Below are 25,678 nucleotides of genomic sequence, written 5' to 3' on the forward strand. Positions count from 1 at the left end.
GCACCCACTTCTGGCTGGAGTCCGAGGCCATCGAGACCGCCGGTGATGTGGCATCGGTGGGGCTGGACGCGGCCGGGCATCCCTTGCTGGGCGCCGCCGTGCCGCTGCCCGACTCCGACGGTTTCCTGCTGACCGGTCGGCTGTCGCCGCGCACCCATCCCTGGCTCGCCGACCACTCGGTGGCGGATGTCACGCTGCTTCCGGGGACGGCCTTCGTGGAGCTGCTGATGAGAGCCGGTGACGCGGTCGGCTGTGACCAGGTGGACGAACTGACCCTGGGAGCACCGCTGGTGCTGCCGGAGCAGGGCACGGTCCGGCTGCAGGTCGCCGTCGGCGGTCCCGACGAGGCGGGGCGGCGTTCGGTCGGCGTGTACGCGCAGACGGAGGACGGCCCCTGGACACAGCATGCCAGCGGTGTGCTCGGCAGCGGAGGCGCCTCGGCGGCGGCCGATCGCGCCACCGAGCCCGAGGTATGGCCACCGGCGGGTGCGGAGGCGGTGGATGTCGGAGGGCTCTACGAACGGTTCGCACGGACCGGGCTGGGCTACGGGCCGTCCTTCCAGGGCCTGCGTGCCGTATGGCGCAAGGGCGACGAGGTCTTCGCGGAGGTCCGGCTGGCGGAGGAGGCACGGCGGGACGCCGAACGCTTCGGCCTCCACCCGGCCCTGCTGGACGCGGCGTTGCACGCGATGGCGTTCGGTGGCTTCGTCCGCCTCCCCGAGCCCGATGGCAACGTCCGCCGGGACGAGGGGTCCGGCACCGGACGGGTCCGGCTTCCCTTCGCCTGGAGCGGAGTGGCACTACATGCCACCGGCGCGTCCGCGCTGCGGGTGCGGCTGGCCCCGGCCGGGGCGGACGCGGTGTCGCTGACCGCGCTCGACGAGTCGGGGCGGCCGGTGGCCTCGGTGGCTTCGCTCGTCACCCGCGCGGTCGCCCGCGACCAGCTCGGTGCGGCGCATGGTGCTTTCCACGAGTCGCTCTTCAGCCTGGAGTGGACGGCGCCCGCAGCGGCGCCCCCGTCGTCCGGCGCTCCCGGCCGCTGGGCCGTGCTCGCCGAAGGCGACACCGGACTGTCGGCGGCGCTGAAGTCGGCGGGCACGGCCGGTGCCCTGGCCGAGACGCATGCGGATCTGTCCGCCCTGGGAGAGGCCATCGAGGCGGGGCGAACGGCGCCGGATCTGGTGTTCGCCTCCCTGTCCTCCCTCTCTCCGTCCGCCGAGGAGTTCCGCACCGAGGTGGTTCGCGCCGAGGAGTTCCGCACCGAGGTGGTTCGCGCCGAGGTGGTCCGCGCCGAGGAGTTCCGCACCGAGGCGGTCCGCGCCGTGGCGCACCGGGCGCTCGCGCTGGTGCAGTCGTGGCTTTCCGATGAGCGGTTCGGACGGTCCCGGCTGGTGCTGGTCACCCGTGGGGCGGTTGGTGTCCGGCCCGCGGAGCCGCTCGCCGATCCGGCCTGCGCGGCGGTGTGGGGACTGGTGAGGTCGGCGCAGTCGGAGAACCCCGACCGGTTCCTGCTGCTCGACCTGGACGACCAGGAGGCGTCGTTCGCCGTCCTGCCGCGGGCCCTGTCGGGCGACGAGCCGCAGCTGGCGGTGCGCGGCGGCGCGGTGCTGGTGCCACGGCTCGCCAGGGTCCCGGCGGCCCGCGCGACCGCGTCCACCTCGGGCGGGGAGCGGGACGGCGAGGCCGCGGCCACCCCGCTGTGGGATCCGGAGGGAATGGTCCTCATCACCGGCGCCACTGGGGTGCTGGGCTCGCTGGTGGCGCGTCACCTGGTGGCCGAGCACGGCGTACGCCACCTGCTGCTGACCAGCCGCCGGGGCGGCGAGGCCACCGGCGCCGCCGAGCTGGTGGACGAGCTGACCGCGTCGGGGGCATCGGTGTCCCTGGCCGCCTGCGACACGGCCGACCGCGCCGCGCTGGCGCGGTTGCTGGCCACCGTACCGGCCGAGCATCCGCTGACCGGGGTGGTGCACGCGGCCGGTGTGCTCGACGACGGGGTGATCGGGTCGCTGACCCCCGGGCGCGTGGACACGGTGCTGCGGCCCAAGGCCGATGCCGCCATCAACCTCCATGAGCTGACGGAGGACCTGCCGCTGTCCGCGTTCGTGTTGTTCTCCTCGGCGGCGGGCGTGTTCGGTGGCAGCGGTCAGGCCAACTACGCCGCGGCCAACGCGTTCCTCGACGCGCTGGCGCAGCGGCGCAGGGCGCGGGGGCTGCCGGCGGTCTCCCTGGCCTGGGGGCTGTGGGCCGAACGCAGCGCCATGACGGGGCACATGGACGACAGCGACGTCGAACGGCTCAACCGGGCGGGGGTGACCGCACTGTCGTCCGAGGAGGGCCTGGCGCTCTTCGACGCGGCGACGGCACAGGCGCAGGCGGGGGCTGCCCGGCTCGGGGACACCGCCCCGGGCGAGGGCGCCGGTGCGAGCGGCGGCGGCCGGCCGGAAAGCGTCACCGACGTGCACCTGGAAAGCGTCACCGATGTCCACCCGCTCCTGGTGCCCATGCGGCTCGACATCGCCGCGCTACGAGTGCAGGCGGCCTCGCTCGGCGTCCCGCATCTGCTGCGCGGGCTGGTCCGGGTCCCGGCCCGCCGTACCGCCCATAACGCCGCATCCGGCTCCGCCACCGGGGCCGGGGGAGTGGAGCCGATCGGGCAGCGCCTGCACGGGTTGCCGGCCAGGGAGCAGGCCCAGGTTCTGACCGAGCTGGTGCGCACCCATGCCGCCACCGTGCTCGGCCATGACTCACCGGACCTGGTGGAGGACGACCACGCCTTCCTCGAGCTGGGCATCACCTCGCTCACCGCGGTGGAGATCCGCAACCGGCTCAACCTCGCCACCGGTCTCAACCTGCCCGCCACGCTGCTCTTCGACCACACCACACCCGCGGCGCTCGCCACCCATCTGCGCGCCCAACTGGTCCCCGGCGCCCCGGACTCCGCACCCCGGCGCGAGGCGTCGGCAACGGCAACGGCACAACAGGCCACAACCGCCGATACGGCCAAAACCACGACCGGCTCGACGATCGAGGCGCTGTACCGGCAGGCGTGCGCCGATGAACAGTACGTGGCGGGCACCCAGTTGCTCATGGCCGCGGCCCGGCTGCGCCCGTCGTTCCGTACGGCGGCGGAGCTGACCACCCCGCCCAAGCTGGTACGGCTCTCCAAGGGCAGTACGGCGCCGGGGCTGGTGTGCTTCCCGTCGCTGGTCGCCATCTCCGGACCTCGGGAGTACGCCCGCTTCGCGGCCGGGTTCCGGGGCCGCGGTGATGTGTCCGTGCTGCCCGAGCCCGGCTTCGGCAAGGGGGAACTGCTTCCGGCGAGCGTCGACGCGGTCGTGGAGATGCAGGCGGAGGCGGTGCTGCGCTGTGTCGGGGAGAAGCCGTTCGTGCTCGTCGGACGCTCGTCCGGCGGGTGGATCGCCCAGGCGGTGGCCGGGTGGCTGGAGGCGCGTGGCAGCGCGCCCTCGGCGGTCGTCCTGCTGGACACGTATCTGCCGCGCAGCGAGGCGTTGCCGTGGATCCAGACGAATCTGTCCGGCAAGATGTTCGACCGGGAAAAGATGTTCGGCGTGGTGGACGAGGGCAGGCTGACCGCGATGGGCGGCTATCTGCGCCTCTTCTCCGACTGGGGGCCGACGCCGATCCACGCGCCCATTCTCACGGTGAAGGCGGAGGAATCCTTTCCGGGGTCCGGGGAGGGGAACGACGAGGAATCGGCATGGGGTGCCACGCTCACCCGTATCGACGTTCCCGGCGACCACTTCACCATGATGGAGGATTTCGCCGGCGTGGCCGCCGAAGCGGTCCTCAACTGGCTGGCGGAGAACGTGTGATTCGCATTGCCTGACATCCTGATAGGCTCGCGTTCATTCGAAGCGCGGAAGAAAAAACGGGGAAGGCGCTCGCGGATTTCTGATGTCGCCGAAAACCTTTCCATAACTGCGGGAGGAAACATCATGACGTCCAATGTCAGCGCGGTCGGCGAGCGGGTCGGCGAGTTCTACGACCAGCTGGTGGGCATGTTCGACGCCTCGCTGTACGGCCCGAACATCCATGTCGGCTACTGGAACAGCCAGGAGGACAGCACCACCCTGGAGGACGCCGCCGACCGGCTCACCGACATGATGATCGCCCGGTTGCGCATCGGCGCCGGCTCCCGGGTCCTGGACATCGGCTGCGGCTTCGGCGGGCCCGCGATCAGGCTCGCGCAGAAGACGGGTGCCGAGGTGGTGGGCATCAGCGTCAGCCGTAAGCAGGTCGAGAAGGCCAATGAGCTGGCCGAGGCCGCCGGGGTGAGCGGCAAGGTCACCTTCCAGTACGCCGACGCGATGGACCTGGCCTTCGACGACGGCTCCTTCGACGCCGTCTGGATGCTGGAATCCGTGATGCAGATGCCCGACCGGACGGCGGCGCTCGCGGAGGCCGCCCGCGTCCTGCGCCCCGGCGGGCGGCTGGCGCTCACCGACAACTACGAGCGCGAGGAGATATCCGAGGAGCGGCGGCCGGTTATCGAGAACATTCTCCAGCGGTATCTCACCCAGCCGCCCGCGTCTTTCGAGACGTACCCGGCGATGCTGCGCCAGGCCGGGCTGCGCTGTACGGAACTGCTCGACGTCAGCGAAAGCACCACCAAGCAGTCGGTTCGGCGGCTCGGTGAGGCCATGGCCCAGAACATGGAGCAACTGGCGTCCAAGGTCGACCCGGAGGTCTTCAACAAGTTGAAGCCCGCAGAGGGCGAGAACATGGAAATGCCCGAGCTGGGTTATCTGATCGCCACCGCGCGGCGTCCCGGAACCGCGTAAGTTCTCGGCGCCGGAAATCCTGAGTTCTCGGCGCCGGAATTTCCCGGTTCTCTTCATGGAGTCACTCGGGGGCGGGTCGGCACATTCGGCCCGCCCCTCGGCGCGGAGGGAGCCGCGACTGCCCCCAGTGCCACGCGGTGCGGACGTCGCACGGCGCGTGGCGTGGCCTACCGTGGGAGGCAGCCGGAGAACCAGGGAGGCGGGCAAGATGACCAGCGCACCGGACACCGTCCCGCTGCCCTCGGGGGAGCGGATCCCGCTGCTCGGCCAGGGCACCTGGCGCATCGGTGACCACCCCCGGCGCCGCGCCGATGAGATCGCGGCGCTGCGGCGTGGACTCGACCTCGGCATGACGGTCGTGGACACGGCCGAGATGTACGGCAGCGGCGCCTCCGAGGAACTCGTCGGAGAGGCGATTGCCGGTCGCCGCGACGATGTGTTCCTGGTCAGCAAGGTGCTCCCTGGCAATGCCGACCGCAGTGGCACCATCGCGGCCTGCGAGGACAGCCTGCGGCGGCTCGGCACGGACCGGCTGGATCTCTATCTGCTGCACTGGCGGGGGAGGATCCCGTTGGAGGAGACCCTCGAAGCCTTCACCGAACTCGCCGAGAGCGGCAAGATCCGCCACTGGGGCGTAAGCAATTTCGACGCCTCTGACATGACGGATCTCGTCTCCATCCCCGGTGGCGACGGTGTCGCCGTCAACCAGGTGCTCTACAACCTCACCCGGCGCGGTGTCGAGTACGACCTCATGCCCTGGTGCCACCGGCGCAACATCCCCCTGATGGCCTATTCGCCCATCGAGCAGGGACGCCTGCCGCGCACCGGCGCGCTGCGGGAGGTCGCGCAGGCCCATGACGCGACGCCCGCGCAGGTCATGCTGGCGTGGGTGCTCAGGCAGGGGGTGATGGCGATCCCCAAGGCCGGGCGGGTCGGCCATGTCGAGGAGAACCGCGCCGCGCTGGATCTCGAGCTGACGTCGGAGGACCTGGCCGCGCTGGACGGCGCCTTCCCACCGCCCACGGGGCCCGTACCCCTCGACATCCTTTGAGGCCGTTGTCAGACCCCCGCGCTACCTTGCCGCCATGACGCAATTCGTACTGGTGGCGGGTGCATGGCTGGGGTCGTGGGCGTGGGACGAGGTGGTGCCGGAGCTACGGGCGGCCGGACACGGCGCCCATGCCCTCACGCTGTCCGGACTCGCCGATGAGCAGGGTGTGCCCGCCGGGCAGCAGACCCATGTCCAGGACATCGTCGGGGAGATCGAGCGCCTCGATTTGCGCGATGTGGTCCTGGTGGGGCACAGCTATGCGGGTATCCCGGCCGGTCAGGCCGCCGAGCGCATCGGCGACCGGCTGGCCCATGTGGTGTTCGTGGACTCCAACGTCCCGGTGGACGGTGAGTCGTTCCTGTCGGCCTGGCCCAGCGGCCGGGCCATGGTGGAGGCGTCGATGGCCGCGAACGACGGCTTCTGGGCGCCCCTGACCGAGCCCGACTTCGAGGGCCAGGGGCTCACCGACGAGCAGATCGCACGGATCGTGGCCGGTTCCACGCCACATCCGGGCGCCGCACTGTCCGAGCCTGCCGTCCTGGCGGGCCGGCTCGGCGGGCTTCCGGCCACGTACATCAAGTGTCTGCTCGACGGCGATGAGCCGATGGACGCCGTGGCCGAGTTGCTGAAGAGCGAGCACTGGCGGCTGGTCGAGATGGACACCGGCCACTGGCCGATGTTCTCCCAGCCGCGCCAGCTCGGCCGGATACTGCTCGGATGCGCCGCGGCATCGTGACGCCGCACCACGCCTGACGGGCGATGGCACAGGGCGGGCCGCGCCGTGTGCCATCGCACCCGGTGCGGTCACTCGCAGCCGTACCGCCAGTTCCACCCCACGAAGGTGTGCCGCAGCTCCACATCGAAGCGGCAGCTCGCCGTCCCGTCCGCCTTCAACTGGACGTATGAGTGGTGGGTGTTGTCGTACCAGTCACCCGTCGGGTCGAAGACACCCTGGTACGCGAAGTCGGCATGCGCCTCGGAGTTGACCTCGGCGCAGTCCGTGACGCAGTCGTCCTTCGCGGTCTGCGAGGTGAGCGACCAACCGGCGTCCCACGGCTCGCGGTTCCACTCCTGGGTGGCCGTGGTGCCGCCCGTGGTGATGCGGCCGTTCGCCGTGTCCCATGAGGAGGCGGTGTACAGGCCGGTCATCCGGATGTTGCAGCAGTCGTACATCTCGTTCCAGCCGCGCAGCTGATGGCCGGCGGCGGTGGTGGCCTTGGCGGTGGTGGCCGCGGCGGCGTTCCCGGCGGCGGTCGCGGTGCGAGCCGAGCGGGCCGACGCCGGGCCGTGCTGGACGGAGACCCGCTCCGGCTCGCAGTCGGCGCCAATGGTGATCTGCCCCGAAACGGCCTGGCCGGGCGCCGGGGCGGGGAGCTCGCCGGTCAGCCGGACACCGTCACAGGACTTCGGCGCCGGGTCGGACTCCTGCGCCGTCGCCACCGTCGTGCCGCCCAGGAGCGCCACCAGGGAGACGGCCGACACGGCCGCGATGCTCAACCGGCTGTTCACTTCTCACGCCCCTTGATCCGATTCCGATGATCCATGCGATCCGAAACGGGCGGCGCGCCTCGGTGCGGATGCGCCGCCAGGTCACCCGGGTGATCGTAACGGCGGCCGTACGCGGGAGCGGGGGAGCGGAAAAGGTTGGCAGGAAGGTGGCGGCGAGGCCCCCGCCGGGCCGCGGCCACGACATCACACACCACGGCTGGGGTATACTGCCCGGGTCCTGTTGTCTCCGATAGAGGTGGACGTTGCGTATCTGAGGTTCGCGATCATCGCGCGGTACGGCACAAGCCGTAGCCCGTCACGCCGTAGCCGGCCTTCTTGCCGCCCGTGACCCGCGTGGATGCGACCTCGGTGCATACGCAGTCCCTCACCCTTCGGAGGGCCGCACCCCCTTTCCCGGCTTGGTCGCCGCGTGGTGCTCGCATACGTAGCCCCTTGTTCACAGCGCTTACGAATGCGAGAACACCATGGCAGCATCCCCCACCCCCAGCGCTTCCGTGACCTGCTCGGCCGTGTCCTTCCAGTGGGCGGACGGCACGTCGGTCTTCGACGGGCTATCGGTCGGCATCGGGCGGGGCCGCACCGGCCTCGTGGGCACGAACGGCAGTGGGAAGTCCACCCTGCTGCGGCTGATCGCCGGCCGGTTGCGTCCCACCGAGGGTTCGGTGACCGTCGGCGGCAGCCTCGCCTACCTTCCGCAGAACATCACCCTCGACACCACCCTCCGCGTGGACCAGGCCCTGGGCATCGCCGAGCGGCGCGCCGCCCTGAGCGCCATCGAGGCCGGAGACGTCGACGAGGCCCACTTCGAGACGATCGGCGACGACTGGGATGTCGAGGAGCGGGCCCTGGCCACACTCGGCTCACTCGGGCTCGGCGGTGTCGAACTGGACCGCACCGTCGGCCATCTGTCCGGCGGGGAGACCGTACTGCTGCGCCTGGCCGCCCTGCTGCTGGAGCGCCCCGACGTCCTGCTGCTCGACGAACCCACCAACAACCTCGACCTGTTCGCACGGCGCCGGCTCTACGACGCCGTCGACTCCTGGCGCTCAGGTGTGCTGGTCGTGGTCAGCCACGACCGTGAACTGCTGGAGCGGGTGGACCGCATCGCCGAACTGCGGTCCGGGTCGGTGACCTGGTACGGCGGCGGCTGGTCCGCCTACCAGGAGGCGCTGGCCACCCAGCAGGAGGCGGCCGCGCGCATGCTGCGGGTCGCGGAGGCGGATGTGCGGCGGCAAAAGCGCGAACTGGAGGAGACCCACATCAAACTGGCCCGCCGTCAGCGGAACAGCAAGAAGATGGACATCGAGCGGCGGGCCCCGCGGATCGTCGCCGGTGCCCGCAAGCGGGCCGCGCAGGAGTCGGCCGGCAAGCTCCGCGATCTGCACGAAGACCGCCTCCACGAGGCGCGCGAGCGGCGTGAGGAGGCCGCGGACGCGGTCCGCGACGACGCCGAGATCCGGGTGAGCCTGCCGCACACCGCCGTGCCCGCGGGCCGCACCGTGCTCAGCCTCAGTGAACTGCGCCCCCAGTACGGCGCGTTGCGTGATGCCACCCTGCGTGTGCACGGGCCCGAACGCATCGCGCTGGTCGGGCGCAACGGAGCTGGTAAGACCACCCTGCTGCGCACCCTCACCGGCGAACTCGCCCCGCTTTCGGGGGAGGCCAGGACGTACGTACCGCTGCGGTTCCTCCCCCAGCGGCTGGACGTCCTGGACGACGGGCTGAGCGTGGCGGCGAACGTGGCGAGCCGGGCGCCCGGTGTCACCGACAACCACATCCGCGCCCAGCTCGCGCGGTTCCTCTTCAAGGGCGCGCGTGCGGAGCAGCCGGCGGGCACCCTCTCCGGTGGTGAACGCTTCCGGGCCGCCCTCGCGGCCACCATGCTCGCCGCACCGGCCCCGCAACTGCTGATGCTCGACGAGCCGACCAACAACCTCGACCTGGCCAGTGTGCGCCAGCTGACGAGCGCGCTGGACTCCTATCAGGGCGCGCTCGTGGTCGCCAGCCACGATCTGCCGTTCCTGGAGTCGATCGGCATCTCCCGGTGGCTGCTGGTCGGCGAGGAGTTGCGGGACATCGCCGCTGACGAGGTCCGGGAGGTGCTCGAGACGACATCCGCGGCGGGGGAAGCGACGGAAGCGGGCTGAGACCGAGCCCCCCCCGGAAGCGGGCCGAGACCGCTCCGGAACCGCGCTGAGACCGAGCCCCTCGGCGCCCTCCCCGAGGGCGGGGCGCACCCGCTTGGCCCCCAGGCCGGGTCGCCCCGCCGCTCCGTTCCGCACCTTCAATTCGCGACAGCGAAATGAGGAGCCGGTGTCCGCGCACGTTAAGGCGCATTCAAGGTTCACTCATGCGCCGCGGCCTACCTTCGAAAACGATCTCGTTCACACGAAATATATGAACGTTTAACAGGGGGAGAGAAGGTGGCGCCGCGGCCGATGTACTCGCGCCTGGCGAGATTCAGCCTGTCGCGGCAAGGGCGTGAACGATTGCTTGTTGACTCTTCAGTAATGACGTGGCTAATTTCAGTCGGCGCCGTTTCGCGAGATTGCCATGCCATACGTTCGACATGCCTTGCCCGAATTATCTCCATTTCCTGCCGCGCTAGCGATTTTGGAGAAAAACATGTCAGCCGCCGTGGATGCAGGCGATCTTGTCATCGGCATCACTCCGTTCGGGGAACCGGACGCCAGACTCGCCGCGGCGGTCAGCCGCGCGGGCGGCCTCGGCGTCCTCGACCTGGGAACAACGGGCCGTGAAGCCCTCCAGTCGTGGGAGGACATCGGTGAGTGGACGGCCGACGGCCGGTACGGGGTGCGGGTCGCGGCGGGCTGCCGCCTCACCCCCGCGGACCTCCTGGACGCCCCTCCCGCCGCCGCCCCCACGGGTGGCTCACCCGGTGGCGCGCCCGGTCCGCATACGGTGGTGCTCGGCGTGGACTCGCCCTGGCCGGTGGCGGCCATCGCCGACCGCTGCCGTGTGCTGGCCGAGGTCACCGACCTGGACGAGGCGCTCGAGGCCATCCGCGCCGGTGCGCACGGGCTGATCGCCCGGGGGAGCGAGAGCGGCGGCCGGATCGGGCCGCTGGGCACCTTCGTCCTGCTCCAGCGGCTCCTCGCGGACCCCCGGGTGTCCTTACCGGTGTGGGCCTGCGGCGGCATCGGCCCGCGCACCGCGGCCGCGTCCGTACTCGGCGGCGCGGCCGGGGTCGTGCTCGACACCCAGCTGGCCCTGCTCGCCGAATCCGGGCTCCCGGAGGACCGCGCCGCCGCCATCCGCTCCATGGACGGCTCCGAGACCACCGTCCTCGACGGACACCGCGTCCTGCGGCGCCGGGGGCGCTCCCCGCACACCGGACCGGACCTGACGGTCGGTCAGGACGGCTTTCTGGCCGCGCGGTTCGCCGAGCGGTGGCGCGACGTCGGCCGCACGGTCCGGGGCATCACGGACGCCGTCCGGGAGGCCGCGCACGAGGCCGTACGGAACGGCTCCGCCGTCGTCTCGGCGCTGCGCCCAGGTGCCCCGCTGAGCGCCCGCCTCGGCACCCGGCTGCCCCTCGCACAGGGCCCGATGACCCGGGTCAGCGACCAGGGCGCGTTCGCCTCCGCCGTCGCCGCCGGGGGCGCGCTGCCGTTCATCGCGCTCGCCCTGGCCGGACGCGAGCAGGCGCGCACCATGCTGGCGGAGGCCGCGGCCGCGCTGGACGGACGCCCCTGGGGCGTCGGTGTGCTCGGCTTCGCACCCGAGGAGATCAGGAACGCCCAGCTCGAGGCCGTACGGGAGATCCGCCCCAGCCACGCGATCATCGCGGGCGGACGGCCGTCCCAGGCCAAGGCGCTGGAGCGGGACGGCATCGCCACCTTTCTGCATGTGCCCTCGCCGGGGCTGCTGCGCCAGTTCCTGCAAGCCGGGGCGCGACGGTTCGTCTTCGAGGGCTCCGAATGCGGCGGCCATGTGGGGCCGCGCGGCAGCTTCCCGCTGTGGGAGGCCCAGATCGCCGTCGTCGAGGACTTCCTCGACGAGGCGGCACACGATCCGCGTCACACGGCGGGCGGCGACGGCGCCGACGCGACGGATGGCACCGACGGCGCCGGGATCGAGATCTTCTTCGCCGGGGGAGTGCACGACGAACGATCCGCCGCGATGGTGGCCGCGCTCGCCGCCCCGCTCACCCGGCGCGGCGTCGCCGCCGGATCGCTCATGGGCACCGCGTATCTGTTCACCGAGGAGGCGGTGGCACACGGCGCCGTACAGCCGCTCTTCCAGCGCCAGGTGGTGGCCGCCGAACACACCGTGCTGCTGGAGACCGCCCCCGGCCACGCCACACGCTGCGTGCCCAGCCCCTTCACCGAGAGCTTCGACACCGTGAAGGAGCGGCTGCGGAACGAGGGCCTGCCGGACCGGGAGGTCTGGGAGCGGCTGGAGCGGCTGAACGTGGGACGGCTGAGGATCGCCAGCAAGGGCGTGGACCGCGGCCCCGACGGCGCGTTGGCCCCGGTGGACGAGGAAGGCCAGCTCGGCGACGGGATGTTCATGGCCGGGCAGGTGGCCGTGATGCGCTCGGCCACCACCACGATCGCCGCACTGCACCATGCGGTGGGCCCCGGCGCGGCCGACTTCCTCACCGCACGCGCGGAGGTGGTGTGCGAGCGCTTGGGCGTGGCCACCGCCCCGGCGGCGGCCGAGGCGCCCGCGCCGCTGGACGTGGCCGTCGTCGGCATGGCGTGCATGTTTCCGCAGGCGCCCGACCTCGCCTCGTTCTGGGCCAATGTGGTGGGCGGTGTGGACGCCGTCACCGAGGTGCCCGCCGAGCGCTGGGATCCCGCCGTCCACTACACGGGCGACAAGGACGGCGCCTCCGCCTCCCAATGGGGCGGCTTTCTGCCACCCATCCCCTTCGACCCGCTGCGCTACGGCATCCCGCCGGCCTCGCTCGGCAGCATCGAACCCGTACAGCTGCTGGCCCTGGAGGCCGCCAGCCGGGCCCTGGACGACGCCGGATACGGCGACCCCGGCGACGGCGGCCGGACCTTCGACCGCTCCCGCACCTCCGTGGTGTTCGGCGCCGAGGCGGGCAGCGATCTGTCCAACGCCCAGACGCTGCGCGCCGTCCTGCCGTCCTATGTCCACGAGGTGCCGCGAGCCCTGGCGGACCAACTGCCCCGGCTCACCGAGGACTCCTTCCCCGGCATGCTCGCCAACGTCATCTCCGGGCGGATCGCCAACCGGCTCGACCTCGGCGGCGCCAACTACACCGTGGACGCGGCCTGCGCCTCATCGCTGGCCGCCGTGGACGTGGCCTGCAAGGAGCTGACCGCGGGCACCAGCGACCTCGTGCTGTGCGGTGGCGCCGACCTGCACAACGGCATCAACGACTATGTGCTCTTCTCCTCCGTGCACGCCCTCTCCCCGACGGGCCGCTCCCGGACCTTCGACAGCTCGGCCGACGGGATCGCGCTCGGCGAGGGCGTCGCGTGTGTCGTCCTCAAACGGCTGGCCGACGCCGAACGGGACGGTGACCGCGTCTACGCCGTCATCAAGGGCGTCGGCTCCTCCAGCGACGGCCGCTCGCTCGGGCTCACCGCCCCGCGTCCCGAGGGACAGCGGTCCGCACTGGAGCGCGCCTACGCCAATGCCCGCGTCTCACCCGCCGACGTCGGCCTGATCGAGGCGCACGGCACCGGTACGGTCGTCGGCGACCGCACCGAACTCGCCGTCCTGGGCGAGGTGTTCACCGAGGCCGGGGCCGCACCCGGGGCGTGTGCGCTGGGCTCGGTGAAGTCCCAGATCGGCCACACCAAATGCGCCGCGGGACTCGCCGGGCTGGTGAAGGCCGCGATGGCGCTGCACACGGGCATCACACCACCGACCCTTCATCTGACCCGGCCCAATGAGGCATGGAACGCGGACCGCAGCCCCTTCGCCTTCCACACCCGGGCCCGGCCATGGGCCGCCGCGCCGGCCGAACGGGTCGCCGGGGTCAGCGCGTTCGGCTTCGGCGGGACCAACTTCCATGTGGTGCTCGCGGCACACGGCCGCGGAGCGCCACCCGCACGGGGGCTGGACGCCTGGCCCGCCGAGCTGTTCCTCTTCCGCGGGGCCGACCGGGCGGCGGCGCTGCGGGTGGTCCAGGAGACACTCGACCAGCTCATGGCCAATGACGCGGCGGGTCGGCCGTGGCGGCTGCGCGACCTCGCGCTGACCGCCTCCCGGCGGGCCGACGCCGGCCGGGAACCGATCCGGGTGGCCGTGGTGGCCTCGGATCTGGACGACCTGGCCGCACGATTACGTCAGGCGCTCGCGGGCGATCCGCCGGACCGGGGGCCGCGCGGAGCGGACGGGTTGTACACGGCTCCGGACGCGCCCGAGGAGATCGAGGAGACCGAGGAGATCGAGGAGACCGAGGAGAACGGGGCTGGCGGGGACAGCGGTGAATCCGAGGGCGAGCGGGGACGCGGGAAGATCGCGTTTCTGTTCCCCGGGCAGGGCAGCCAGCGGCCCGGGATGTTCGCCGACGCCTTCGTCACCTTCCCCGAGCTCCAGCGCCATCTGCGCCACGGACGCGGCTACGCCGACGCGCTGTATCCCCCCGCCGCCTTCGACAAGGCCGGGGAGTCGGCGCAGCGCACCGCGATCACCGACACCCGGGTGGCCCAGCCCGCGCTGGGCATCGTCGGGCTCGCCGCGTACACCCTGCTGACCTCGGCCGGGGTCCGGCCCGACATGGCGGCCGGACACAGCTACGGCGAGCTGGTCGCGCTGTGCGCCGCGGGCGCCCTCGACCCCCGTACGCTGCCGCGGCTGAGCGCCGAGCGGGCCGCCGCCATCCTCGGCGCCGCCGAGGCCGACGGGGAGGAACCCGGCACCATGGCGGCCGTGACCGCGGCTCCCGACGAGGTCGAGCCGGTGCTGCGGGCGGCCGGGCTGGACGGGCGCGTGGTGGCCGCCAACCACAACGCGCCACGGCAGACCGTGATCTCCGGCCCCCGGCGGGAGGTCGAGGAGGCGGTGCGGCTGCTGCGGGAGGCCGGGCACTCGGTCAAACGGATCCCGGTGGCCTGCGCCTTCCACAGTCCGCTGGTGGCCGGGGCCAGTGCGCGGTTCGCCGAGGCGCTGGCCCGCCATCCCGTGCGCGAGGCGGAGTTCCCCGTCTGGGCGAACCGCACCGCCGCACCGCACGGCGCGGAGCCGGATGCCATCCGCGCCGAACTCGCCGCCCAGATCGGCGCGCCCGTCCGCTTCATGGCGCAGATCGAGGCCATGTACGCGGCGGGCGCACGGATCTTCGTGGAGACCGGTCCGGGGACGGTGCTCACCCGGCTGGTGGGCGAAATCCTCGACGGCCGCCCGCATCTGGCCCTCGCCTGCGAGGGACGGCGGTCCGGCGCCGCTGGGCCGTGGGGCCTTCTCAACACCCTCGCCCGGCTGGCCGTCGCGGGCGTTCCGGTGCGTACGGCCTGGCTGTTCCACGGCCGGGACGCGGTGGCCGCGGGCTCCGCCCCGCCACCGAAGCGGCCCGGCTGGACGGTCGACGGACACCTCGTCCGCACCGCGGACGGTGAGCTCCTGCCCGGTGCGCTGGCACCGGCCCGACGTGTCGTGGAGGCGACGGTGAGCCAGACGGATCGGACGGGTGGCGGCGAGTACGGCGACAGAGACGCCCTGATCTCGGAGTTTCTGAGGACCAGCCGGGAGATGATCGCCGCCCAGCGCGATGTGCTCCTCACGTACTTCGGAGCGGGGGCGGGCGAAGGGCGTGCGGCGCCCCCTTCTCCAGTCGCCCCGGCTACGCCTCGGCCGGCCGAGTTCGCCCCGGTGGCCGCCGCCCCGATGGCCGCCACTTCGGAGGCCCCGCCCCTGGTCGCCGACGTGGCCCCGGCCCCGCCCGCGACCCCGTCCGCCCCCGCCACCGGGCCGGATGTACTGCGCGCGGTCTCCGAAATCATCAGCGAACGCACCGGCTATCCGGTCGACATGATCGAACCGGACCTCGATCTCGAAGCCGATCTCAGCATCGACTCCATCAAACGCGCCGAGATCGCGGGCGAGTTGGCGCGGCGACTCGGTGTCGCGGGCGCGGACACCGCCACTCTGGGCGATGAGGAGCTGGAGGAGCTGGCCAAGGCCCGTACCACCGCAGCCGTCACCGGCTGGCTCACCGCCCGTCTCGCGCCCGCGACCCCCGCGACCCCCGCGACCCCCGCGACCCCCGCACCGGCTGATGAACCGGAGCCGGTGGCCACGCGGGTGGCGGAGCCGGTGTCCGTGGCCGTGCCCGGTGTGGCGCCCAAGCGGATGCGGCTGGTGCCCGTGCCCCTCGACGCACCGGCCTCCGGCGCGTCCGCGCCGCCCGAGCTGGCCGGTCGGCGCTTCGCCCTGCTCGGCGGGGACGGCGCGGGAGTGGCCGAGGCGGTGGCCGCCCGCCTCGGCGAGCGCGGTGCCGAGGCCGTCATCCTCGCCGCCGGCCATCAGCTCACCGAGGACGACGGCCGAGTGGACGGTGTGCTGCTGCTCGATCCGCTGGCCGCCTCCGGCGCGCCGATGCTGCCGGAGGTGTTCACGGTTCTCCGGTCCGCCCTGCGGCGCGCCCCGCAGTGGCTCCTGGCGCTCCGCCGCACCGACCCGCTCGCCGCGCGCACGGCTGGGCTGCGCGGAGTGTTCCGTACGGTGGCCAGGGAATACCCGGACACGATCACCCGGCTGGTGGAGTTCCCCGCCGTGGCGATCGGGCTCGCCGATGCGACTGGGTCCGCCGACGGGGCCGGAACCGTCCACGTGGCCGGGCCCGCCCAGGCGGCCGGATCCGGCGACGCCGTGGCCGACGGGCTGCTCGACGAACTGCTCGCCCTCGACCGTACGCCCGTCGTCGTGCGTACCGCGGAAGGGCGGCGACATCGGCTGGACCTCGTGGAGACGCCGCTGGGCCCGCTCGCCGGTTCGGGTGCCGGGCCCGCCGGGGACGGCGTGGCGGAGGCCGCCGCGCTCGGGCTGGACCGGGACGCGGTGGTGGCATTGGTCGGCGGAGCCAGGGGCATCACCGCGCGGTTCGCCGCCACCCTCGCGTCCGCCGCCCGCTGCCGGATCGAGCTGCTCGGCCGTACGCCGGAGCCCGTCGGCCCCGAGGACCCGGCCACCGCCGGGGCCCGCGACGAGACCTCCCTGCGCGCGGCGCTCGCGGCCCGGGGTGGGCTGGGGCCCGCCGAGATCCGGCGCGAGGCCGCCCGGATCCTGGCGCGGCGCGAAGTGGCCGCCACTGTCGAGGAGTTGACCGCGCTCGGCGCCCGTGTCCGCTATCGCTCGTTGGACGTCCGCGACTCCGAAGCGGTGCTCCAGGCGGTGAAGCAGATCCACGCCGACCACGGACGGCTGGACGGTGTGGTCTACGGAGCCGGTGTGATCGAGGATCGGCTGATCGCGGAGAAATCCGCCGAGTCCTTCCAGCGGGTGTACGGCACCAAGGTGGAGGGGGCCAGGACGCTGCTGGACGCGCTGGCCGAACTGCCCGAACCCCCGGCGTTCGCCGTGCTGTTCGGCAGCATCGCCGCCGTCCTCGGCAACCGCGGCCAGGTGGACTACGCGGCGGCCAACGACGCGCTGGAGACCCTGGGCGCAGGCTGGCGGGACCGCACCGGCCGCCGGGCGCTGACCGTGCACTGGGGCCCCTGGGCACCGGACGGAGCCCATGGCGGGATGGTCACACCGGAGCTCGGCCGCGAGTACGCCCGGCGCGGCATCTCGCTCATCGACCCCGAGGAGGGCACGCTGGCGCTGCTGCGCGAGCTGGCCTGGGGCGAGGAGTCCACGGAGTCCGTCGTCTACACCGCCTCGGGCTGGTGAGCGTGACGGACGAGCAGTCGCGCCGGCAGCCGCCGGTGGCCATCGTCGGGATGTCCGTGCTGCTGCCCGGCTCGCCGGACCTGGACACGTACTGGCGCAACCTGGTCGGTGGCGTGGACGCGATCAGCGATGTTCCGGCCGGGCGGTGGGACGCCGGTTTCTACGCCCCGGACGGCGGTGGCGACACGCCGGGGGCGCCCGACCGGGTGTACTGCCGACGAGGCGGATTCGTCGACGAGTTCGCCAGGGTCGAGCCCGCCCGGTTCGGGATCATGCCGAACTCGGTGTCCGGCACCGAGCCCGACCAGCTGATCGCCCTGGGTGTCGCGGCGGCGGCCATCGCCGACGCGGGCGGCGAGGACCGGCTGCCCGACCGACAGCGGGTGGGCGTGGTGCTGGGGCGGGGTGGCTATCTCACCCCCGGTCTTGTCCGGCTCGACCAGCGGGTGCGCACCGCCCACCAGCTCGTACGGACCCTCGGCGAGCTGCTGCCCGACCTCGAGCCCGGCCAACTCGACCGGGTACGGGCGGCGTTCACCGAACGGCTCGGCCCCGACCGGCCCGAGGCGGCCATCGGCCTGGTGCCCAACCTCGCCGCCTCGCGCATCGCCAACCGGCTCGATCTGCGCGGCCCCGCGTACACCGTGGACGCCGCCTGTGCCTCCTCGCTCGTCGCCGTCGACCAGGCGGTGGGGGAGCTGGCCTCGGGCCGGTGCGATGTGATGCTCGCGGGCGGGGTGCACCACTGCCACGACATCACCCTGTGGAGCGTGTTCTCGCAGCTGCGCGCGTTGTCGCCGAGTCAGCGGATCCGGCCCTTCCACCGCGCGGCCGACGGTCTGCTGATCGGCGAGGGCACCGGTGTGATCGTCCTGAAACGGCTCGCCGACGCACTGCGCGACGGCGACCGCGTCTACGCGGTGATCCGTGGCACCGGCGTGGCCTCCGACGGCCGCGCCACCGGTCTGGTCAACCCCGACCCGGGCGGTCAGACCCGTGCCGTACGGCAGGCGTGGCGGGCCGCGGGCCTCGATCCGCGCGAGCCGGGTGCCATCGGGCTGCTGGAGGCGCACGGCACCGCGACACCCGCTGGGGACGCGGCCGAACTCGCCACGCTGGCCGAGGTGTTCGGACCCGGTGGCACGCCGGGGGAGACGGCCGTCATCGGCTCGGTGAAATCGATGATCGGTCACACCATGCCCGCCGCCGGTGTCGCGGGCCTGGTGAAGGCCGCCCTCGCGGTCCACCACGGCCGGCTGCTGCCCACCCTGCACTGCGACGACCCCCATCCGGCGCTCGCGGCCACCCGCTTCTCGGTGCTCGACGCGGCCGAGGCCTGGGACGCGCCGGTACGGCGCGCCGCCATCAACGCCTTCGGCTTCGGCGGAATCAACGCCCATGTGGTGCTGGAGCAGCCGCCATCGGTGCCGGAGACGCGGCGCGCCACGCCCAGTGTCATCGAACCGGAGCGAGTGCTGGCGCTGGCCGCGGACACCCCCGAGCGGCTGGCTGAGCTGCTGGCGGCGGACGATACGACGGTACGGACGACGGTGACGGGGCGGGACGCCCGTACCCGCCTGGGCATCGTCGACCCCACCACGAAACGGCTGGCGCTCGCCCGGCGCATGGTGGCCAAGGGCCGCCCGTGGCGGGGCCGTAGCGACATCTGGTTCACCCCCGCGCCACTGCTCGGGGCGGGCGGCCCGGCGCCGAGGGGGAAGCTCGCCTTTGTCTTCCCCGGCCTCGAAGCCGAGTTCGTCCCCCGTGTCGACGGTGTCGCCGAGTACTTCGGGCTCTCCCGTCCGGCCGGGGACCGTTTCCGCGAGGCGGCGCGCGTGGGCGACATCGGCCGCCATGGTGTCGGCGTCTTCGGCGTCGGGCGGCTGCTGGACGCGGCGCTGCGGCGGATGGGGGTGGTACCGGACGCGGTGGCCGGGCACAGCGTGGGGGAGTGGACCGCGCTGGCCGTGGGCGGCCTCTACGCGGGCGAGGAGGTCGACGCCTTCCTCGACTCCTTCGACCCGGACGCGCTGCGAGTGCCCGGCCTGGCCTTCGCCGTCCTCGGCGCGGGTGCGCGGCGGGTGTCCGACGCGCTCACCGGGCGGGCGGACGGCCGGATCGTGCTCTCGCACGACAACGCGCCCGGCCAGTCGATGGTGTGCGGGCCGCGTGGTGATGTCGAGGACTTCGTCCGGGCCATGCGCGCCGAGGGCGTGATCGCGCAGGTCCTGCCCTTCCAGTCCGGTTTCCACACCCCGATGCTGGCACCCTACCTCGACCCCATCCGCGCCGTGACGGAACGCTTCGAGCTGCTCCTGCCGCCCAGGACCCCCGTCTGGTCCGGAACGACCGCCGCACCGTATCCGGCGACCGAGGCGGAGGTGCGTGAGCTGTTCATCCGGCATCTGCTGGAGCCGGTGCGCTTCCGGCTGCTGACCGAGGCGCTGTACGAGGCGGGGTTCCGTGCGTTCGTACAGGTTGGCACGGGGCAGTTGGGGTCGCTCATCGGCGACACGCTGCAGGGGCGTGACCATTTGGTGGTGGCCGCCAACTCGCCCCACCGGGACGGGGTGTCCCAACTTCGGCGCGTGGCCACGGCGCTGTGGGCGGAGGGGGCGGAGGTGGATCCCGCGCTGTCACGTGAAGCCTCGGGCGCGAGTTCAGCGCTTCCCGCGGTGCGGCTGGACCTGAGCGGTTCGCTGGTCTCGCTCGGCGAGCCGCGCCTGAAGGAGTTGCGCGACGAGCTGTCGCGTGCGGTGCCCTGGGGAACGGGGCCGCACCGTGGTACTCGGCCGCCGTCGCCGGGTGCGGGTCGGATGGTGCCCGCCCGTACCGCCCAGGGGGCACCTCCCGGCGGTGGCCGGGGGAGGAAGGATTGCCCACCACCGAGTTGGACGGTCGAACTCGATGCCCTGCTCAGTGAGACCGCCGCCACCGCGACAGCGGTCATCGCGGCAAGCCGTCCACCAACCCCGCACACCCACCGTCTGCGGGTCTCCACCGAGACCATGCCCTACCTGCGTGACCACTGCTTCTTCCCCCAACGCCCCGGCTGGCCCGATGAGTCGGACCGCTGGCCCGTGGTCCCGGCCACCACGATCGTCCAGCACCTCATGGACACGGTGGAGCGCGCGGCGGGCAACAACCTCGTGGCCGTCGCCGTACACGGCGCCCGCTTCGACCAGTGGGTGACGGCGTCCCCACCCACCACCGTCCAGGTCACCGCGACCCCCACCGCAGGGGCGGCCCACTACACCGCCACCTTCGGCCGCAGCGCCCGCGCCACCGTGGAAGTGGCCGCCCGCCACCCCGGCACCCGCCCCGCGCGCTGGAGCGTCGACCCCGCCACCGAGCGCGCTCCCGACCACACCGCACAACTCATCTACGCCGAGCGCTGGATGTTCCACGGCCCGGCCTTCCAGGGGCTCACGCGACTCACCGCGATCGGCGCATCGCACATACGGGGCACGATCACCACACCCCCCGTGCCCGGGGCCCTGCTGGACAACGTCGGACAGCTCCTCGGCTACTGGATCATGGCGACCCGGACCGAACGGACCGTGGTCTTCCCGGTCGGCATGCGGCTGATGCGCTTCTTCGGCCCGTATCCGGCCCCCGGCACACCGGTGGAGTGCCTGATCAGGATCACCTCGCTGACCGATACCGCGCTCGAGGCCGAGGCGCAGCTGCTGATCGGCGGCGAGGTGTGGGCGGAGCTGTCCGGATGGCAGGACCGCCGGTTCGACAACCATCCCGAGACCCGGCCCGTGGAGCGCTTTCCGCAGCGCAACACGCTGTCCCGGCCCCAGCCGGGCGGCTGGGTACTGCTCCATGAGCGCTGGCCCGACCTGGCCTCCCGCGACCTGATCATGCGTAACCACCTGGGCAGCGATGAGCGCGCCGCCTATGAACACCAGCCGCCACGCGGCCGCAGACAGTGGCTGCTGGGCAGGATCGCGGCCAAGGACGCCGTACGGCGGTGGCTCTGGGACCACGGCGAAGGCCCGGTGTTCCCCGCCGAGATCGGGATCCGCGAGGACGCCCAGGGGCGTCCGTACGCCGTCGGCGTGCACGGCCGGACCCTGCCCGAACTGGCGCTCTCGCTGGCACACCGGGCCGAGACCGGGGTCGCTCTGGTGGCACCGCGCCACGCGAACGGCGACACAAGCCCCGGTATCGCACTCGAAGAGCTCACCGACGACGATGACGCGGCCGTCGCCCTCGCCCGGCCGGAGTGCGAACTCCTCGCCGCCGTGACGGCCGCGAGCGGGGGATCACGCGCCCGCTGGGCCACCGCCTTCCGGGTGGCGAAGGAGGCGGTCGCCACGGCGGAGGGGAGCGGACTCGGCGAGCGGCCGCGGGACCTGACCATCGCCGGGGTACGGCCGGGCACGGACGAGCCCGGCACGCCGTCGGCCCGGCTCATCGTCGAGGTGGCGGCCACCGCCCCCGGACAACCCCCGCGCCGCTACGAAGTCCACACCATCACCTTCGCCAACCCGCCCGGACTGCCCGACCGGGACTACGCCGTGGCCTGGACGACCGGCCCGGACCACCAGGAACAGGACGAGGAGAGCGATCAGTGACCACCGTCAATCAGACCGCCCCGCCACCCGCCGCGGACGCACCAGCCGAGGCGCCGGTAAGCGCGTCGGCCCACGTGCCGGCCGACGTACCGGCCGACGCACCGGCCGTGCTCGCGGAGATATCCGCGATGCTCCGGACGATGCTCGACGAATACGGCCTCGACGATATCGAGGTCACCATGGAGACCCGCTTCACCGAGGATCTGGAGCTGGAGAGCATCGACCTGGTGACGCTGGCCGGCAGCCTGGAAACCCGGTACGGCAGACAGGTCAACTTCGCCGAGTTCGTGGCCGACCTCGAGCTCGACGAGATCATCGACCTCACCGTGGGACAGCTCGTGGAGTACGTCGTGGCCGCTCGGGAGCGCTGACCCATGGCGATGATCGACACCGACCACGCCACCGACCACGACGGCCCGCATACCCGAACGGACGGCGTCCGACTGCATGTCCAGCGACTGTCCCCGCCCGACGGCCGTCCGCCCACCGCCACCGCCGTCCTCATCCACGGTCTGCTCACCGACTCCCTCGCCAGCTGGTACTTCACGGTGGCCCCGGACCTCGCCGCCGCCGGACTGGAGGTGGTGATGTACGACCAGCGGGGACACGGCCGCAGTGAGCGCCCCGGCTCCGGCTATCGGCTGGACACCTTCGTCACCGATCTGGAGCGGCTGCTCGACCGACTGGGGATCACCGGTCCGGTCCATCTCGTGGGCAACTGCTTCGGTGGAACGGTGGCGTTCGCCTACGCCATGCGCCATCCGGAGCGGGTGGCCGGTATCGCGGTGATCGAGGCGAAGCCCGCCACCGAGAGCTGGCTCACCGAGATCAGCGGGATCCTCCGGCGTGTCGAGGAGGAACTGGTCGTCCATGAGGCCGAGTCGCTGGCCTGGGTCAGCGCCCACCGGGGCGCCCACACCGCACGGCTGGCCAAGTCGGCCGCCCGCCTGGTCCGTACCACCACCATCGCCGAGGACGTACCGGCGAGCCGGGTGGTGAGCGAGGAGCAGGTCCGCGCGGTGAGCTGCCCGGTACTGGCCGTCTACGGCGCCGATTCCGAACTCGCCGGGCAGGAGCGCTGGTTGGAGTCGGTACTGCCCGGCACCCGGACCGTCGTCCTGCCGGGGCAGGGCCACTCGGTCCTCGCCGAGGCGCCCACACGCATCCGTGAGTTGCTGTTGTCCTGGATCGACGAGCGTGAACGCGAGGGCGAACACGGGGGCCATACGGCCACCCGTACCGCGGCGGCGGCCCTGGAGGCCGATGCCTGATGAGCGTACCGAGCGAACCGAGCGAACCGAGCGGACCGAGCGGAGGTCCGGAAGTCTCACCCCGCACACCCCGCCGCTTTCTCTTCGTCGTGCCACCGCTCGTCGGCCACGTCAACCCCACCCTCGGCATCGCGGCCGAACTGACCGCACGGGGGCACCAGGTGGCCTGGGCGGGGATGCCGGAGGTCGTGGAGCGGCTGACCGGGCGGGGGGCGACGGTCTACCGCTGTGCCGGGCCGGTGCTCGGCGAGGGCGGGGCGGGCCGGCCACCGGACGTACGCGGCCCCGCCGCGCTGAAGTTCCTGTGGGAGCGGTTCCTGGTGCCACTCGCCGAGGCCATGGCTCCGGGCGTGGCCACGGCCATCGAGGAGTTCCGTCCCGATGTGGTGGTCGCCGACCAGCAGACCGTGGCGGGCGCGCTGGTGGCCGAACGGCTGGGGGTGCGCTGGGCCACATCCGCCACCACCTCGGCGGAGTTCACGGGCGCGCTGGACGGGATGCCCAAGATCGACGCCTGGCTGGACGGTCTGCTGCACGAGGTGCGGGGCCGGATCGGCGACCCGGGCGGCACGGCCGATCCCCGGTTCGCACCGGATCTCGTCCTCGCCTTCACCACCGAGGAGTTGGCCGGACGACCGGCACGGGCGGGCGACCGCATCCACTATGTGGGCCCGTCGATCGCCGAGCGACCGGCCACGGCGGACTTCCCCTGGGAGTGGCTGGACCCCACGCGCCCCGCCGTCCTCATCACGCTCGGCACCGCGAACGCCGACGCCGGGGCGCGCTTCCTCACCGAGTGCTTGGCGGCCGTACGGGCGCGGGCCGGCCGCTTCCAGGCGGTCATCGTCGACCCCGACGAGGTACTCGCCCCCGACACGCCGCACGACAACGACGTCCTGGTGCGCCGCTACGTCCCGCAACTCCCGCTACTGCGACGGGTGAACGCGGTCGTCTGCCACGCGGGCCACAACACCGTCTGCGAAACCCTCTGGCACGGCGTGCCGCTCGTGGTGGCGCCCATCCGGGACGACCAGCCGGTGGTGGCCGCCCAGGTGGTGGACGCGGGCGCGGGCATCCGGGTGCGCTTCGGCAGGGCGCGGGCGTCGGCCATCGGCGAGGCGCTCGACGCCGTGCTGGACGAACCGCGCTACCGCGCCGCGGCCGAGCGCGTGGGCGCGTCCTTCCGCGCGGCGGGCGGCGCCACCGCGGCCGCCACCCACCTGGAGCGGCTGGCCACAGCGAGCGCCGCCACCCACGCCACCGTGAACCCGGAAGGGGAACGATGAGCCGCGAGAGTGCCATACCCCGCGCACCGGAGAAGCCGTCGCGCGCCGAGACCGTCGCCGAGTTGCGCCCCCGCTACCAGGCCGATCTGGCGCGGGGCACCGAGCGGTTCTTCGAACCCCGCCGCACGGACTGCCCGTGGTGCGGCTCCACGCGGCTGGTGCGGCGGCTGCGCACCAAGGACCGGTATCAGAGCAAACCCGGCCGTTTCCGGCTCGACAGATGCCGGGACTGCCGCCATGTCTTCCAGAATCCACGGCTGAACGAAGACGGCCTGGAGTTCTACTACCGCGACTTCTACGACGGGATGGGGGAGATCGAACTCGGCAACGTCTTCTCCGGCCGCGACAAGGCCTACCGGCGGCGCGCCATGTTCCGGGAACCCTCCGCCGAACCCCCGAAGACCTGGCTCGATGTCGGCACCGGACACGGCCACTTCCCCGAGGTGGCCCGTACCGTCTTCCCCGGCACCCGCTTCGACGGACTCGACTTCACCGCCGGTGTCGAACTGGCCGAGCGCACGGGCCGCATCGACCGCGCGATCCGCGGCAGCTTCCCCGAACTGGCCGAGGAGCGGCTGGCCGGGAGCTACGACGTGGTGAGCATGTTCCACTACCTGGAGCACAGTACGGACCCCCGCGCCGAACTCCGCGCCGCCCGCCACGCCCTGCGGCGCGGCGGCCATCTGCTGATCGAGGTGCCCGACCCGGAGTGCTGGTTCGGCCGGCTCTTCGGCCGGTTCTGGCTCCCCTGGCTCCAGCCCCAGCATCTGCACTTCGTTCCGGTGGCCAACCTCCGTGACGAACTGACCGCGCTGGGCTTCACGGTGATCGACGAACAGCACCGCGGACCGTCGGACACCGTCGACCTGCTGGGCGCCGTCTGGCTGGCGCTCAACGCGATCGCCCCGCCCGATGACGCCCCCTCCCTGGCCAGGCCGCCCGGTCGGCTCCGCTGGCTGCTGCGCTGCGCGATCCTGCTGGCGGGTGTGCCCGCCCTCGTGGTCGCGACCACCCTCGACCGGTTGCTGCTCAAACCGCTGGCGGGGCTCGGCAAGATGTCCAACGCGTATCGGGTGGTGGCCAGGTGTAATGCCTCCGCCCGTTCCGGCCCCCGCTAAGGTGGCCCCCGGGTCCCGCTCCGGGGCCCGGGGGAGGGGCGATGCACGGCGATGTCGAGGCCGAGAGGGCCAAGCCGTTACGCGCGGCCGGAGGGCTACGGCCGCCCGGAGGGCTGCGCACGGCCGCGCGCGTCAGCACTCTGGCCCTGGTCGCGGGCCTGCCGGTGGTGCTGCTCGGCGGTGTCGCCATCGCCCTGAGACCGGACATCACCGCC

General features: G+C 72.8%; 12 protein-coding genes. 11 read left to right on the forward strand and 1 reads right to left on the reverse strand.

Annotated elements, in window-relative coordinates; translation table 11 throughout:
• The 4 genes from NP777_RS45235 to NP777_RS45250 all read left to right on the forward strand — a co-directional run.
• Nucleotides 1–3,836 (forward strand): type I polyketide synthase (locus tag NP777_RS45235; RefSeq protein ID WP_256656030.1); only part of this gene is annotated, 3,836 nt, incomplete at its 5' end.
• A gap of 123 nt (nucleotides 3,837–3,959) precedes the next feature.
• Nucleotides 3,960–4,805, forward strand: a complete 846-nt coding sequence (locus tag NP777_RS45240; protein WP_256656031.1) for an SAM-dependent methyltransferase — start codon at nucleotides 3,960–3,962, stop codon at nucleotides 4,803–4,805.
• A gap of 208 nt (nucleotides 4,806–5,013) precedes the next feature.
• Nucleotides 5,014–5,856 (forward strand): aldo/keto reductase, encoded by an 843-nt coding sequence (locus NP777_RS45245; protein ID WP_256656032.1) that lies wholly within the window; start codon nucleotides 5,014–5,016, stop codon nucleotides 5,854–5,856.
• A gap of 34 nt (nucleotides 5,857–5,890) precedes the next feature.
• Nucleotides 5,891–6,592: an alpha/beta fold hydrolase gene (locus NP777_RS45250; RefSeq protein ID WP_256656033.1), complete on the forward strand. Its 702-nt coding sequence runs from the start codon at nucleotides 5,891–5,893 to the stop codon at nucleotides 6,590–6,592.
• Nucleotides 6,593–6,660: 68 nt separating this feature from the next.
• Here NP777_RS45250 and NP777_RS45255 read toward each other — a convergent pair whose 3' ends face one another.
• Nucleotides 6,661–7,365 carry a hypothetical protein gene (locus NP777_RS45255; protein WP_256656034.1) on the reverse strand — a complete coding sequence of 235 codons (705 nt, stop codon included), beginning with the start codon at nucleotides 7,363–7,365 and terminating at the stop codon, nucleotides 6,661–6,663.
• A 464-nt stretch (nucleotides 7,366–7,829) separates the two neighbouring features.
• Here NP777_RS45255 and NP777_RS45260 point away from each other — a divergent pair, with 464 nt between their 5' ends.
• The 7 genes from NP777_RS45260 (at nucleotide 7,830) to NP777_RS45290 (ending at nucleotide 25,463) form a co-directional block, all read left to right on the forward strand.
• Nucleotides 7,830–9,512, forward strand: coding sequence for an ABC-F family ATP-binding cassette domain-containing protein (locus NP777_RS45260; RefSeq protein WP_256656035.1), 1,683 nt, complete (start codon nucleotides 7,830–7,832; stop codon nucleotides 9,510–9,512).
• 478 nt (nucleotides 9,513–9,990) lie between these two features.
• Nucleotides 9,991–17,202, forward strand: a complete 7,212-nt coding sequence (locus NP777_RS45265; RefSeq protein WP_256656036.1) for a type I polyketide synthase — start codon at nucleotides 9,991–9,993, stop codon at nucleotides 17,200–17,202.
• The gene (locus NP777_RS45270; RefSeq protein WP_256656037.1) at nucleotides 17,199–21,788 is read left to right on the forward strand and encodes a type I polyketide synthase; all 4,590 of its coding nucleotides are present in this window, start codon (nucleotides 17,199–17,201) and stop codon (nucleotides 21,786–21,788) included. The genes NP777_RS45265 and NP777_RS45270 overlap by 4 nt, the downstream gene beginning before the upstream one ends.
• Nucleotides 21,789–21,916: 128 nt before the next feature.
• On the forward strand, nucleotides 21,917–22,159 hold the full coding sequence (locus NP777_RS45275; protein WP_256656040.1) for a phosphopantetheine-binding protein: 243 nt from the start codon (nucleotides 21,917–21,919) through the stop codon (nucleotides 22,157–22,159).
• A 3-nt stretch (nucleotides 22,160–22,162) separates the two neighbouring features.
• Nucleotides 22,163–23,059, forward strand: a complete 897-nt coding sequence (locus NP777_RS45280) for an alpha/beta fold hydrolase (RefSeq protein ID WP_391858707.1) — start codon at nucleotides 22,163–22,165, stop codon at nucleotides 23,057–23,059.
• An 89-nt stretch (nucleotides 23,060–23,148) separates the two neighbouring features.
• Entirely contained in the window at nucleotides 23,149–24,345 is a 1,197-nt protein-coding gene (locus tag NP777_RS45285; protein WP_256656038.1) for a glycosyltransferase, read from the forward strand.
• A complete protein-coding gene (locus NP777_RS45290) occupies nucleotides 24,342–25,463 on the forward strand; it encodes a class I SAM-dependent methyltransferase (protein WP_256656039.1) in 1,122 nt (373 codons plus the stop codon). Before NP777_RS45285 ends, NP777_RS45290 begins: the two co-directional genes overlap by 4 nt.
• Nucleotides 25,464–25,678: the final 215 nt, after the last annotated feature.

It is taken from the genome of Streptomyces rugosispiralis, from assembly GCF_024505145.1.
In the GTDB taxonomy this organism is placed as follows: Bacteria; Actinomycetota; Actinomycetes; order Streptomycetales; family Streptomycetaceae; genus Streptomyces; species Streptomyces rugosispiralis.

Bases quoted from the DNA above. Each gene is read 5' to 3' on its own strand.
- NP777_RS45240 (WP_256656031.1), top strand. From the start codon at position 3,960: ATGACGTCCAATGTCAGCGCGGTCGGCGAGCGGGTCGGCGAGTTCTAC.
- NP777_RS45245 (WP_256656032.1), top strand. From the start codon at position 5,014: ATGACCAGCGCACCGGACACCGTCCCGCTGCCCTCGGGGGAGCGGATC.
- NP777_RS45250 (WP_256656033.1), top strand. From the start codon at position 5,891: ATGACGCAATTCGTACTGGTGGCGGGTGCATGGCTGGGGTCGTGGGCG.
- NP777_RS45260 (WP_256656035.1), top strand. From the start codon at position 7,830: ATGGCAGCATCCCCCACCCCCAGCGCTTCCGTGACCTGCTCGGCCGTG.
- NP777_RS45265 (WP_256656036.1), top strand. From the start codon at position 9,991: ATGTCAGCCGCCGTGGATGCAGGCGATCTTGTCATCGGCATCACTCCG.
- NP777_RS45275 (WP_256656040.1), top strand. From the start codon at position 21,917: ATGCTCCGGACGATGCTCGACGAATACGGCCTCGACGATATCGAGGTC.
- NP777_RS45280 (WP_391858707.1), top strand. From the start codon at position 22,163: ATGGCGATGATCGACACCGACCACGCCACCGACCACGACGGCCCGCAT.
- NP777_RS45290 (WP_256656039.1), top strand. From the start codon at position 24,342: ATGAGCCGCGAGAGTGCCATACCCCGCGCACCGGAGAAGCCGTCGCGC.